The 13,198-nt window shown below is 55.2% G+C and carries 10 protein-coding genes; 6 read left to right on the forward strand and 4 right to left on the reverse strand.

The window, feature by feature from the left end:
- Positions 1–397: 397 nt before the first annotated feature.
- The 5 genes from U8U68_RS11405 to U8U68_RS11425 all read left to right on the forward strand — a co-directional run bounded on the left by U8U68_RS11405 (position 398) and on the right by U8U68_RS11425 (position 7,220).
- A complete protein-coding gene (locus U8U68_RS11405) occupies positions 398–2,017 on the forward strand; it encodes an ABC transporter substrate-binding protein (RefSeq protein WP_322200924.1) in 1,620 nt (539 codons plus the stop codon).
- 155 nt (positions 2,018–2,172) lie between these two features.
- Positions 2,173–3,141, forward strand: a complete 969-nt coding sequence (locus tag U8U68_RS11410; RefSeq protein ID WP_322200925.1) for an ABC transporter permease — start codon at positions 2,173–2,175, stop codon at positions 3,139–3,141.
- A 13-nt stretch (positions 3,142–3,154) separates the two neighbouring features.
- Positions 3,155–4,045, forward strand: a complete 891-nt coding sequence (locus tag U8U68_RS11415; protein WP_322200927.1) for a carbohydrate ABC transporter permease — start codon at positions 3,155–3,157, stop codon at positions 4,043–4,045.
- 324 nt (positions 4,046–4,369) lie between these two features.
- Positions 4,370–5,602 (forward strand): extracellular solute-binding protein, encoded by a 1,233-nt coding sequence (locus tag U8U68_RS11420; protein ID WP_322200928.1) that lies wholly within the window; start codon positions 4,370–4,372, stop codon positions 5,600–5,602.
- 31 nt (positions 5,603–5,633) lie between these two features.
- Complete coding sequence (locus tag U8U68_RS11425) at positions 5,634–7,220, forward strand: methyl-accepting chemotaxis protein (RefSeq protein WP_322200929.1); 1,587 nt, start codon at positions 5,634–5,636, stop codon at positions 7,218–7,220.
- 417 nt (positions 7,221–7,637) lie between these two features.
- Here U8U68_RS11425 and U8U68_RS11430 read toward each other — a convergent pair whose 3' ends face one another.
- The 4 genes from U8U68_RS11430 to spoIIP all read right to left on the reverse strand — a co-directional run bounded on the left by U8U68_RS11430 (position 7,638) and on the right by spoIIP (position 11,428).
- Positions 7,638–8,888: a murein hydrolase activator EnvC family protein gene (locus U8U68_RS11430; protein WP_322200930.1), complete on the reverse strand. Its 1,251-nt coding sequence runs from the start codon at positions 8,886–8,888 to the stop codon at positions 7,638–7,640.
- A gap of 700 nt (positions 8,889–9,588) precedes the next feature.
- Entirely contained in the window at positions 9,589–9,894 is a 306-nt protein-coding gene (locus U8U68_RS11435; protein WP_322200931.1) for a hypothetical protein, read from the reverse strand.
- Entirely contained in the window at positions 9,891–10,181 is a 291-nt protein-coding gene (locus tag U8U68_RS11440) for a hypothetical protein (protein ID WP_322200932.1), read from the reverse strand. The genes U8U68_RS11435 and U8U68_RS11440 overlap by 4 nt, the downstream gene beginning before the upstream one ends.
- Positions 10,182–10,354: 173 nt before the next feature.
- A complete protein-coding gene (spoIIP, locus tag U8U68_RS11445; protein ID WP_322200933.1) occupies positions 10,355–11,428 on the reverse strand; it encodes a stage II sporulation protein P in 1,074 nt (357 codons plus the stop codon).
- Between the two features lie 414 nt (positions 11,429–11,842).
- Between spoIIP and U8U68_RS11450 the strand changes: the two genes are divergently transcribed.
- Positions 11,843–13,192, forward strand: coding sequence for a citrate/2-methylcitrate synthase (locus U8U68_RS11450; protein WP_322200934.1), 1,350 nt, complete (start codon positions 11,843–11,845; stop codon positions 13,190–13,192).
- Positions 13,193–13,198 lie beyond the last annotated feature (6 nt).

Consider the following 13,198-nt stretch of genomic DNA (forward strand, 5'->3'; position numbering starts at 1 on the left):
TTATTTCATGGAATGATATTTATGGATTTGGGCTGGCCTCCCCATGGAAAGGGTGGCGGCGCTTTGAAATCTACAAGGAATTCAAAGGGACTTTGTGGGTGTGGTATAGAGTTGCAGACGCGTTGGTTGTCATTCTTTTCAGCAATGTATGGAATGGCAACTTTTTTTATGTCTATGCATCGGCCTTAAAGGCCTCTTTATGCAATATCTAAGAGGGAGAATTGCAACTTGGACATAAATTGGTCACAAATTTGACATTGGAAATCACAATTTTTGCAGAAAAACCCTGGCAAATGGGTTATACTTTATTTATTAGTGAAATAGGGGCAAACGGGTAAAAACAGAGCGGCCCCGCACTCACTAAAAATTGGTAAATTCAGAAAGGATGGTTTTACTTATGACAGGAAAAAGAATCCTGGCGGCTCTTTTGGCGCTGTGCATGGTGCTTAGCCTGGCGGCGTGCGGCGGCGAAAGCGGCGGCAGCTCTCAGCAGAGCGGCACAACAGAAAGCCAGAGCAGCCAGAGCAGCCAAAGCAGCCAGGGCGGCGAAAGCAGCGAGAGCTCCAGCGAAGTAAGCCAGACGGCGGGCGAAGACCTGAAAGAGCCCGAGCTGGTTACCCTGAACCTGATCACCATGGCTTCCGGCAAAGAGGAGACCGGCGTAGCCCATGTGGAAGAGGCTATGAACCAGCTTTTGGAGGACAAGTTCAACGTAAACGTGAAGCTGACCTTCTATCCCTTTGGCAGCTATGCGGAGCAGACCACCCTGGCCCTTTCCGCCGGCGTGGACGTGGACCTGATCGCGGTGTACATGATCCCCTACGCTTCCTGTGCTACCAGCGGCCAGATTATGCCCATGGACGACCTGATTGAAAAATATGGCCAGGGCATCATTGAGCAGCTGGGCTGGGACCTGATCAACTGCGGCCGGGTAGACGGCGAGCTGTTCGGCCTGACCCAAGGCCGGGATATGGCCCAGGCCCAGGGCTTTGAGTACCGGCTGGACCTGGCCGAGAAGTATGAGCTGGATATGGAAAACGCCACCACCCTGGAGGCCCTGTATGAGCAGCTGAAGGTCATTAAGGAGAAAGAGCCCAATGTGTGGCCCGTGGTGGTCTCCGCTGGTGAGAACATCCGTAACTGGGGCTGGGACGCTTTGGGCGACGAAATGGTGAACCTGGGCGTGCTGCCGAACATGGCCGCGGATACCAAAGTGACCAACCTGTATGAGACCGACCAGTACAAGGACCTGGTTACCACCATGTACAACTGGATGCAGGAAGGCCTGATTCAGACCGACGCTGTAAACACCACAGAGACCGGCGCCACCCTGATGGACGCGGGCACTGCCTTTGGCACCTTCTCCAACCTGAAGCCCTATTACGCGGAGGAGAACAACCCCAATCGGGTTAACAAGATTGGCACAGTAGAGATTATCCCCGCTCTGTCCACCACGGGCTTTGCCACCATGGCGCTGTGGTCCATTGCCGGCTCCTGTGAGCACCCCGAGGCTGCCATGAAGGTGCTTAACGAGCTGTATGTCAATCCCGAGCTGAATAACCTGTATATGTATGGTATTGAGGGCGAGCACTACCAGGTTATTGGAGAGGGCGTGGTTACCAACGGCCAGGACCGCATTGACTATGTAGAGGGCCTGGACGCCAACAGTACAACCTACCGGAAGAGCGGCGCGTGGATGCTGCCCAACCAGTTCATTGGCGCCATCTGGGGCCCGGACCTGCCGGTGGATTACTGGGACGCCACCAAAGAGTTCAACCAGACTGCCGCAAAGTCCGCTGCCTTTGGCTTCTCCTTTGACGCTACCAAGACCCCCAACGAGATTGCGGCCTGCACCAATGTGGTGAATAAGTACCACAAGGCCCTGGTCTGCGGTGCGCTGAACCCTGAGGAGACCCTGCCCAAGTTCAACCAGGAACTGAAAGACGCGGGCATTGACGCGATTATCGCTGAAAAGCAGAGCCAGCTGGACGCTTGGCTGGCTGAGCAGAGCAAGTGATTTTGTAAGGTAAAGGATTCGTGATATAACCGTGCCCTCCCTAAAAGGGAGGGCGTGGGAATGGGCGGCAGAACCGCCGTCTATTCCCACGCTCTTCTGCCTTGGGCCCGTCTGCCGGGGTTAGAGTATGAACACTGGAAAAGGAGCTGACCGCTATGTCTAGCAAGTCCATGGCGCTGGAACAAGAAGCCAAACGGCGTTCCTCGCCCCAAAAGGCCAACCGCTTTTTGCGCTATCTGCCGCTGTACATCATGTTCCTGCCGGGGGCCCTCTATTTGTTTATGAACAATTATGTGCCCATGTCCGGCCTGATCATTGCTTTTAAGCGGGTAAACTGGCGCAAGGGTATTTTAGGAAGCGACTGGGTGGGCCTGAACAACTTTACCTACCTGTTCAAAACCAAGGACGCCTTTAATATTACCCGCAATACCTTGCTGTATAATATCACCTTTATTATTTTGGGCACCATAATCGCCATTACCATTGCCATTTTACTCAACGAGATCCGGCATAAGCTGATGAAGCAGGTGTACCAGACCATCATCCTTTTGCCCTATCTGATCTCCATTGTGGTGGTCAGCTACCTGGTGTTTGCCCTGCTCAGTTCCGAGACAGGGTTTGTGAACAACACCATTCTAAAGGCCCTGGGCAAAGAGCCTATCTCTTGGTACACAGAGCCCAAATACTGGCCCTACATACTGGTAATTGTCCACGTCTGGAAAACCTTTGGGTATGACTGCATCCTCTACTATGCCACCCTGGTGGGCATTGACCACAGCTATTATGAGGCGGCGGTGATTGACGGGGCCAACCGCTGGAACCAGATCCTCCATGTGACCCTGCCCAGCCTGCTGCCCACCATTATCACCCTGACCCTTATGGCTATTGGAAAAATTTTCTATTCAGACTTCGGCCTGTTCTACCAGGTGCCCATGGACTCGGGCCCCCTGCTGGATGTGACCAGCACCATTGATACCTATGTGTACCGGGGGCTGATTCGTCTGAACGACATTGGAATGTCCTCCGCCGCAGGCTTTTACCAGAGCGTGGTGGGCTTTATACTGGTACTGCTGGCCAACTGGGCGGTGAAGAAGGTCGGCGGCGAAGAAAACGCGCTGTTCTAAGGGAGGTAGCACAATGGTAGAAAAAAATAAAAACTTTCAGGTTGTGGCCCACGCGGTGATGATCATTCTGGTGCTGTGCTGCATCTTTCCCTTCGCGCTGCTGATCATGTCCTCTATCACAGAGGAAAACGAGCTGATTCGCAACGGCTATACGCTGTTCCCCTCTAAGCTCAGTATGGACGCTTATCTGTATATGTTCAAAAGCGGAACCAAGATTGCCAAGGCCTATTTAATGACCATTTTCTCCACCGCAGTGGGAACCAGCCTGGGCCTTTCCATGACGGTCCTCATGGCCTATGCTTTGTCCCGCCGGGACCTGCCTGGACGCAATGCCATGGCTTTCTACGTGTTCTTCACCATGCTTTTTAACGGAGGCCTGGTGCCCACTTACATTATGTACACCCGGTATATCCCGGTGAGCAACACCCCCTGGGCGCTGATTATCCCCTCTCTGCTGGTGAACGCGTTTTATGTTATTATGATGCGGACCTATTTCAGTACAAACATTCCCGACGCGGTCATTGAAGCCGCGCGCATTGACGGTGCGGGAGAGTTCCGGGTGCTTCTCACCATTGTGCTGCCCATGAGCGTACCCATGATCGCCACCATGACCCTGCTGATTGGTCTGGCCTATTGGAACGACTGGAAAAACGGCCTGTATTATTTGCAGCAGAGTAAGAGCCTGTACAGCATCCAGGTGCTGCTAAACGATATGCTTCGGGATGTACAGGCGCTGAAAAGCGGCATGGACGCTGCTTCCGCGGCGGAAATTTCCGCCACCATGCCCAGCATTGGCATTAAGATGGCTATCGCGGTGGTGGGCGTACTGCCTATTTTGGTGGTGTACCCTTTCTTCCAGAAGTATTTTGTAAAGGGAATCACCATTGGCGCGGTAAAGGGCTAACGATCAGCTCGTCATACATACAGATCCAGAAAAGCGAGGGCTTCCCTGCACAGGGGAGGCCCCCGCTTTTAATACTTCCAGACTTCTGACCCCAAACAGGCTGGGGGGACTTTCTGAAAGGAGGTACAGGGCCTAGCGCAAATGGAGAGCCCAAGGGATTTTGATACGTACAAAACAGACGCGCCCAAGGGTGGAAGATACCCGGAGACCGTCCGGCCTTTTGTGGCGGTCCGATGCTTGCCGGGGCCTGGCCCCTTGAAAGCTATCTTAAAAAGTGCTAAAATGAAACTGGAAAACAAGGTAAATTGGAGGACTGATCCTAATATGAAAAAGAGACGAATTCCGATCATACTGCTGGCCGGGGTTCTGGCCCTGTTGGCTGCCTGTAGCAGCCAGCAATCTCCAAGCAGCCAGCCGGTGGACGAGACTGTGGCGCTGACTGTATGGGGTGCGGAAGAGGATGAGGCGCTGCTGCGGGAGATGATTGACTCCTTTCAAACCCAGTATGCCGGCCAGGCAGACTTTCAGATTACTTATCAGCCCCAAAGCGAGTCCCACTGTAAAGACGCGCTGCTGGGAGATTTGGAAAAGGGCGCGGATGTGTTTGCCTTTGCGGACGACCAGGTGGCGGCGCTGGCTGCCGCCGGGGCCCTGGACCCCATTGCGGACGAGAGCGCGGTCCGGGGCGCCTCGCTTCCGGCGGCTCTGGATGCGGCCAGCGTGGGGGGCACGCTCTACGCGTACCCATTGACTGCGGACAACGGATATTTTCTTTATTATAATAAGGCTTATTTTTCAGAAGCGGACGTTGAAAGCTTAGACCGCATTCTGGAAGTTGCGGCTGAGGCGGGCAAGCAGATGGTCATGGACTGGTCTTCCGCCTGGTATGTTTACGCGTTCTTTGGAAACACCGGTATGGAGGTGGGGCTAAACGAGGACGGCCTTACCAATTTCTGCACCTGGAACAGTACCGAAGGGGATATACAGGGCGTGGATGTGGCCCAGGCCATGCTGGATATCGCGGCCAGTCCGGGCTTTGCCAGCCACACGGACGAGGAATTTCTCCAGGGGGTTCAGGATGGCTCTGTAATCGCCGGGGTCAGCGGCGTGTGGAATGCCGTGGCCGTGGAAGAGGCGTGGGGAAAAGAGAATGTGGGGGCTGCCAAGCTGCCTACCTATACTTGTGGGGGACAGCAGGTGCAAATGGCCTCTTTCTCCGGCTGCAAGCTGATTGGGGTAAACGCCTACTCCCAGCACCCGGAATGGGCCGCGCGCCTGGCAGAGTGGATCACCAATGAGTCCAACCAGCGGCTGCGTTTTCAGCTAAGAGGACAGGGACCCGCCAATGCCATTGCGGCCAATTCTTCCGAGGTTCAGGCATCGCCAGCCATTGCGGCCCTGCTGGCCCAGTCAAATTATTCCCAGCTCCAGCGGGTGGGGGGGAAGTTCTGGGACCCTGTGGCCGAGTTTGCGGGCAGCATGGCGGAGGGAAATCCTTCCGGAGCCGCTCTTCAGGCCCAGCTGGACCGGCTGGTAGAAGGCGTAACCGCGCGATAGGCGGAAGAATACCATCAGGAGGAAAGCATTTATGAAAGGCAATCTGAAATTACAGCAACGTTTAATTATGCCTATTGTCTTGCTGGGGCTGGTAACGCTGCTCTCCAATATTCTGGCGGTTTTCAGTGTAAACAATGTCCATAGCAACGCGGGAACTATTGTGGATAAATATATGGTTTGCGAGGGGCAGCTGGAGGGAATCCGGCGCTCGATGATGGACATTCATCGTTTGGCTTTGTCCCATATTGTGGCAGCGGACCACGTCACCATGATTCGCCTGGTCCAGGAGATTAAGGAAGAGGAGGCCGCCCTGGACGAAAAGCTGAGGCTTTATGAGGAGATGATTCCCCTTGAGGATCAAGAGTCCTACCGCGCCCTATTGAGCGACTACGAGGCCTTTAAGCATGCCCTGGTGCGTTTGGTCTGTGCCAGCGCGGACAGTAAAACCCAAGAAGCCTATGCAATGGCTAACGGGGATGTGGCTCATTGGAGCCAGGCGGCGGAGACAGATATGGACAGCCTTTCCGCGTCTATCGGCACCCTGGCAGATGAAGCGAAGGACCGCCTGCTTTTGGTCTATGTGGTTTCTCTGGTGGGCAGCTGTGCTACCCTGGTGATTGGCATATTATTGGTAGCCGCCGCGTTTCGCATTGTCCGGCGATATGTAATGGCCCCCATTCGGGGCGCTATGGGGATGCTTCAGGACAGCTCGGAGCGTATCACCGGGGTGGTGGAAGAGGTCCGCCGCCGGGTGGGTACCTCCAGCGGTAATGTCCGCAGCCTTTCCACCCTAACAGACCGTCTTTCCGCCGCGCTGGAGGGAACGGCGGGCAGCTCGGCGGCCATTAGTGTCAGCGCTTCCGAGATGCGCGGCGACGCCAAAAGCATGGCGGAGGAATGTGCGGCAATTACCGCCTACTCGGCAGAAATGCGGGGCCGGGCCGAGGAGATGGAGCGGTCTGCCCGGGATGAGATGGAGGTTGTTCGGGCCAAAACAGAGGAAATTATGTCCACCCTGGACCAAGCCATTGAGAAGAGCAGGAGCGTGGGGGAAATTAGCACGCTGACAAAAGACATTCTCTCCATCTCTACATCCACAGACTTGATCGCCGTTAACGCGTCGATCGAGGCCTCCCGGGCCGGGGAGGCGGGCAAGGGGTTTGCTATTGTGGCCCGAGAAATCCGGCAGTTGGCGGACGCTTGTGCGGAAACCGCAAACCATATTCAAGAGGTCAGCATGGTGGTAACCGGGGCTGTGAACTATCTTTCCAGCAGTGCCCAGGAGCTGGCCGGTTACTTAGGTAAGACGCTTCTGGCTCAGCTGGAGCTGTCTGTCCATGCGGGGCAGCAGTACCGGGTGGACTCGGACTATATTCAAGAGGCTATGGAGGCTTTTAACCAGCGCACGGTACGGCTGCGGACAGCCATGGACGAGATTGCCAGCTCCATTTCGGAGATTTCCGGAGCCATTGACAGCGCGGTTTCCGGGGTAAACGGCGCGGCGGGCAGCACCCGGGGCCTGGTGGAGGATATGGCGGGCATCACAGACCGCATGAACGCAAACCAAGAGATTGTTGGGGAGCTGAAGCGGCAGATGGACGTGTTTGCCAACTTATAGGTTTGGGTTTATAAAAAAAGCCGGACGTTTGTTCATAGCAAACGCCCGGCTTTCCTCTTTGTCTAGCATCTAGTTTAAAACTCTGAAATGATAGTCTGTTTGGACCAGAAGCGGTGGTTTCGGGATCCCAAATCCTCAAACGGCGGCAAGCTTTTCTCGCGGTTTTTGCCTTGGCCCCCTGGTTTCTGGTAAAAATCCAGCGTTTCTCCGGCTTTCAGATAGTCTTTCGTTTGGCTCAAGTCTACCTAATTTGATAATAGGAAAGGATGTCCGCCGGCCCCGCAGAGCCTGGCAGGACCTGCCGATGGCCTGGATATGGCCGCGCAATCGTTTTTGGCAAGGGAGCATCATAGGACTTTGGAGGATACAGTTCCAACAAGGTTTTCGACACTGGACAGCCGAGTGAAGTTTTACCCCTTAGAACAGGAAGTTCCTGGGGTTTACCCGAGAGCCGTTCTGCCATACCTCAAAATGCAGGTGGGGGCCTGTGCTGTCCCCTGTACTGCCCTCATAGCCGATAATTGTTCCCTGCTCTACATACTGGCCTTGAGACACCGCCACGGAGCTCATATGGGCATACAGCGTGCTGTAGGTACCGTTGTGGTAAATAAATACATGATAACCCCAGCCCATGCCCCAGGTGTCTGCGGTCCAGGCCCGTTCTACCCTGCCGGACTCTGCCGCCACAATGGGCGTGCCGAAATCTCCGGCAATGTCCATACCCTGGTGTCCCCGGTATCCGCCATACTCGTCCGAGATATAGGTAACCCCCGGCATGGGCCAGCAGGGCCGGAAGCCGTCAGAGCCGCCGCCGTTAAAGATCACGTCTCCCTGCCCGCCCGGGCTGGTTGGGTTGGAAGAGGCCCCGTTATTGGCCGCAGCCTCTTCCTGGCGCTTGCGCTCTTCCTCTTCCCGGCGCTTCTGCTCTTCAATGATCTCCTTAATTTCCTGGTCCCGGGCCTCTATCTCCGCCTGGGTGGTTTGCAGGGCCTCGCTGGTGGCACTTTGGGCCCCCTGCAAGGCGGCGATGGCCTCCGCGTTTTCCGCGTAAAGGGCGTCCAGTTCCTTTTGGTTCTGCTCCAGGTTCTTTTTCTGCTCCGCCACTAGGGCCTTTTGTTTTTCCCGCTCTGTGCGGTCGGCCTCTGTGGCTTTCATGTAAGCGTCAATTTTGTCCATTAGTTCCTGATCGTGGCGGCTCATGTTACTAAGCATCTCGGACCGCATGGAAAAATCGCTGAAGCTGCTGGAATTCAGCAGGATCTCCAGAGTACTGACAGACCCCGCCTGATAGATGGCGGAAACGCGCTTCTTAAACTGGTTCAAGGTGTCCGCGGACTCCTCCTCCGCCTTTTTCAGCTTCTCATTGAGCAGGGTAATGTTGGCATTCAGCTCATCAATGTCCCGGCGGGCATTGGTAATCTGTTCCTGTACCACGTTGATCTGCTGCTGAAGGGTTTCCTGGTATTCCTGCTTTTGGGCCTCGTCCTGGCGAAGCTCCTCCAGTTTTGCCTCCAGCTGATCGCGTTCCTGCTCCAGCTCCCGCTGTTCGGCCTCCACCTCTTCGGTGGTGCGGGCCAGAACAGAGACCGGGGCCAGATGGAGAAGGCAAAGGGCCATTAGGAAGGAGAGCAGACGTTTAGCAAAGGAAGGGTGGTATTGCAACTTCATAGAATTTCAGCGTCCTTTCTGTAGAGAGGATAGAAAAAGAGAACAGATGTAGGTTTCAAGGAGGGACACAGTGCGCGGTCCAGCGTACGCGGGGTTTGGGGGGGAGCGAGCGCCAGTGGCCCTTATGTGCGGACCGACCGAAGCGGCAGCCGTGAAACAGAGCCCCAAGGGTCTTGTCCTTTACAAAGCAGAGCAGAGACGAAAAAGAAAGCGCTAGATATAAGAAATCTAAGTAAAGCCCGCAAGCGGTTGATCATCCCTGCACCGCCCAACCAACCAGCGCCTTTCGCCATTGCGCAGCAATGCCGAACCAGCGGATCGACAAAAGCCCCCCAAAGAGAGCAGCAAGCCCAATAAGAGCGGACCCTGATAGCCCCAAAGCGCTATGGCAAAGCAAGCTAAACCAGCGGACAGCCAGGCACCCAGAAGGGGCCTGCATCAACGAACACGAAAGAAGCTCCGGACCCTTCCAATTAGTGGAAAAGGCCGGAAAACAAGGGCAAAAAGCTCCTATATATCATAAATATTATACCGCAACCACCCGAACTCTTTTTTCTGAAAAGGAAAAATAAATGTAAAAATAGTATGAAGCCAACCCCTTGGGGTGGCCAAAAGTATAGCGCCCCTCCCTTGCGGTAGCAGAAGGGCGCACAAAAAGGCCCGCGGCCTGGGACAGGCCACTGGACCTTTGATTGAATGGCTATCTTCTGCGCTGAACCGAGGTGTACTGCCGGCGGTGGGGCGGGGGAATATACTGGGCGGAATGCTCGATTTTCTCCGGAGCCTGGCCCGCCACCTGAGCCCGCACAAGTATCCGCTGCCTGCGGGGGCGGGCGCTCCACCACATCGTAACCGCCACGCTGAAGAACCCAGCGGCTACCAGAACCCACCCGATAATGCCGGTTAGCCGCCAGATAGAGGTGTGGGCAGTTTTCATGCCAATAAGGACAAGCAGGAAAAAAGCTCCGGCAAAAAGCGCGGCCGGCCATTTAGAACAGCGGGTCATGCGCCACCTCCCTGCTGGGGAAAGGGCTGGCGGGGGATGCAGTTAAAGTCGCAAAAGAAGTCCCAGGCTTCGTCCAGGCCGGTCACGTCCCAGCTGCGCTCTGTGCCAAAGGCTTTTACAGTCAGCTGGGACCGCCCCTCCTGGCGCTCTACCCGGGCCAGAGGGGTACTGTCGCCAAAGCTCATTTTCCGCCCCTGATAGTCCACAGTGAGCAGGCCCCCCGCAAGGATGAATACGAACAGCCCCAGCCCCAGGCCCAGCCCAAAGGCCCGCCAATTTCTTTTCATGGTAGTTTCCTCCTAGAGGTAATATGTAGACAGAGGGGGTATGCGCGAAAGGCCTTTGGAATGCTCCTCGCGTCTAAAAAACTTTGCCGGGGAAGCGGTTTAGCGCAGCCGTGGTTTTTGGTATTCTGTTTTTCCTGCTATTTCTTCTTTCATTATTCGCCGCTTTTCTTACTTTATGCGCAGTCTAGCAGCGCTTCGCCGATGATTTCGCCCAAAAGACTGCCTGTATACTTGGCCTCTGCGGCGGTGTTTACCTCGGTGCCCACTTCAATGAGCATAGAGCCTGTGGTGGCGTTCATGTTATATTTACTGTTGGAAAAGTTCAAAGGCCGCATCAGGCCTGGGTACAGTTCCTGGGCCTTTTGCTGCACCCGCAGAATCATCCGTAAATTCATCAGCCAATCAGGGAAATCCCCCCAGCTGCCGTCCGCGTCGCACCCGGCCAGCAGCATGGCCTGGGCCGCTTTGCGCCCGCCCACCTGCACCGTGGGCTTATATTTCAGGCCTTCGTCTGTGGTCATGGAGTCTCTATGCACGTCAATGGTCACCTGAATGCCTGGGTACTGGCTTAGGTTGGCCTGAATCACCTCCCACGAGCGGGCGTAAGAGCCATTAAAGGCCAGGTCGTTTACCGTCTTGTCGTGGACTACACCAATCCCCTTTGCCTCCAGAGACTGTGCCAGGGCCTCGCCCGCGGCCACCACGCTCATCTCTTGGTTTTGGGTGCGGGTATCCATGTCGGTATAGTAGAAGCCCGGGGCGTCTTTCGAGTAGGATTCGGAGGTATGCGTGTGGTAGATCAGCACCTCCACGCTGCCGTCGGCCTTAATGTGTACGTCAGGCTCCTCCAGCAGTTGGGCGGCCAGGTCGGTGCCGGACTCCGTAGAGTCTCGGACAAAGAAATTGTCCACCTGGGCCCCTCCGTCAATCTGGATCTCCTCCACAGGGCCAGTGGCGCGGTTTGGGTCCGGAGTGGCAGAGAGGCCGGGGAGCAGGTCGCTGTGAAAGGGAACAATGCCGTCGTCTGGGAGAAAGCCATCTTGAGAGATGGCGGCGGAGTCCGGGGCGGCCGAGGGGGCGGGGGTTTCCGGCGCTGTGCTGGGAGAGGTACTGGAGGATGAATGGTCGGAGAAGAGCAGGGCCTGTTCCTGGGCCCAGCGCTGGAGGTTTTCGGCAGCACACCAGACGCAGACAGCGGAGCAGGCCAGAATGACGAGATTTTTCAGAAGATTCCGGAATTTGTTCATAGACAGTACCTCTTTCATAGAAGATAAAGAAACGCCCCAACATAGGGGAGCAAAATAAAGAAAAAAGCGCAAAAGCTCTGGGGAACGCGGGACGCCGGCAGGGAAGAGCGGCGTATGGCCCGTGGTCCCCTGGAGAAAGAGCGGGCGCTGCCAGAACCCGTACAGGCATTTAGCGGATTCACAAAATATCTCTTGCATCTGCGCTGTCTTTTTAGTATAATAAAAGCTAAATTTATTTTTATAGTCATTTAACTTGAAAAACATCATTTTCCAGGTTATAGGGTCGCTTTGGGGGCAGAGTTGCTTTGGGCGGGCCGGCAGAACATATCTCCATCGAACAATTTGTGAATTTGATACTTTTGAAATGGTTTGACTATAAGCGTTTAACATAGGAAAAAGGAGGAACTTACATTTATGTCTATCTACTCGGAGATAAAACCAGAGATTCTGGGCTTGGCGCAAAAATGTGTGGACAACAGCCGTATTGACCCGGAACTCTATACCAAATTTGACGTAAAACGCGGCCTGCGGGACCTGAACGGCAAGGGCGTGCTGACCGGCCTGACCAACATTTCGGAGATTGTTTCCACCCAGACCGTGGACGGGAAAAGCGTGCCCTGCGAGGGCAAGCTCTATTACCGGGGCTATGATGTGGAAGAGCTGGTGCGCCGCCAGGCCGGGATAGATAACTTCGGTTTCGAGCGTACCGCGTTTTTGCTGCTTTTTGGCGACCTGCCAGAGGAGGGGCAGCTAAAGGATTTTTGCCAGCTGCTCTCGTTCTACCGCACCCTGCCCACCAGCTTTGTCCGGGATATTATTATGAAAGCCCCCAGTGACAATATGATGAACACCCTGGCGCGCAGCGTGCTTACTCTTTATTCATATGATGAGGAAGCCGAAGATATTTCTGTGCCCAATGTTTTGCGTCAGTGTTTGCAGCTGATTGCCCTGTTTCCCCTGCTCTCTGTGTATGGCTACCAGGCCTACCGCCATTATCACGACGGGCAAAGTCTGTTTATCCACCAGCCGGACCCAGCCCTTTCCACAGCGGAGAATATTTTACGCATCCTGCGGCCAGACTGCCAGTATACCCAGCTGGAGGCCCGGGTGCTGGATATTGCCCTGATCCTCCACGCGGACCACGGAGGCGGAAACAACTCCACCTTTACCACCCACTTGGTTACCTCCAGCGGAACGGACACCTATTCGGCCATGGCGGCGGCCCTGGGCTCTTTAAAGGGGCCCAAGCACGGCGGGGCCAATATCAAGGTGGTGCAGATGTTTGAGGACATCAAGGCAAATATCAAGGACTGGAACGATGACCAGGAGATTACCGCTTACCTGAAAAAGCTTTTGCACAAGGAGGCATTTGACCGCTCCGGGCTCATTTACGGCATGGGGCACGCGGTGTACTCCATCTCGGACCCCCGTGCCAAGACCATGGCCTCTTTTGTGGCCGGACTCTCCCAGGAAAAGGGCCGTATGGCGGAATACCAGCTATATGCCAACGTAGAGCGGCTGGCGGTGGAGCTGATTGCCAAAGAGCGAAAGATTTATAAGGGCGTTTCTGCCAACGTGGACTTTTACAGCGGGTTCATTTACAGTATGCTGGACCTGCCCATGGAGCTGTACACGCCCATTTTTGCCATCTCCCGCATTGCGGGCTGGAGCGCCCACCGCATTGAGGAGCTGGTGGGCGGCGGAAAGATCATCCGGCCCTCCTATAAGAGCGTGCAGGCCCATAGGGACTTTCCCCAAAGCTAGAGTCTG

Source organism: Acutalibacter intestini, assembly GCF_034334985.1.
Classification (GTDB): Bacteria; Bacillota; Clostridia; order Oscillospirales; family Acutalibacteraceae; genus Acutalibacter; species Acutalibacter intestini.

What these genes read in the sequence shown, in the direction of transcription:
- U8U68_RS11435 (WP_322200931.1), bottom strand. Translation starts at nt 9,894, where the DNA reads ATGACCCGCTGTTCTAAATGGCCGGCCGCGCTTTTTGCCGGAGCTTTT.
- U8U68_RS11405 (WP_322200924.1), top strand. Translation starts at nt 398, where the DNA reads ATGACAGGAAAAAGAATCCTGGCGGCTCTTTTGGCGCTGTGCATGGTG.
- U8U68_RS11410 (WP_322200925.1), top strand. Translation starts at nt 2,173, where the DNA reads ATGTCTAGCAAGTCCATGGCGCTGGAACAAGAAGCCAAACGGCGTTCC.
- U8U68_RS11450 (WP_322200934.1), top strand. Translation starts at nt 11,843, where the DNA reads ATGTCTATCTACTCGGAGATAAAACCAGAGATTCTGGGCTTGGCGCAA.
- spoIIP (WP_322200933.1), bottom strand. Translation starts at nt 11,428, where the DNA reads ATGAACAAATTCCGGAATCTTCTGAAAAATCTCGTCATTCTGGCCTGC.
- U8U68_RS11425 (WP_322200929.1), top strand. Translation starts at nt 5,634, where the DNA reads ATGAAAGGCAATCTGAAATTACAGCAACGTTTAATTATGCCTATTGTC.
- U8U68_RS11430 (WP_322200930.1), bottom strand. Translation starts at nt 8,888, where the DNA reads ATGAAGTTGCAATACCACCCTTCCTTTGCTAAACGTCTGCTCTCCTTC.
- U8U68_RS11420 (WP_322200928.1), top strand. Translation starts at nt 4,370, where the DNA reads ATGAAAAAGAGACGAATTCCGATCATACTGCTGGCCGGGGTTCTGGCC.
- U8U68_RS11415 (WP_322200927.1), top strand. Translation starts at nt 3,155, where the DNA reads ATGGTAGAAAAAAATAAAAACTTTCAGGTTGTGGCCCACGCGGTGATG.
- U8U68_RS11440 (WP_322200932.1), bottom strand. Translation starts at nt 10,181, where the DNA reads ATGAAAAGAAATTGGCGGGCCTTTGGGCTGGGCCTGGGGCTGGGGCTG.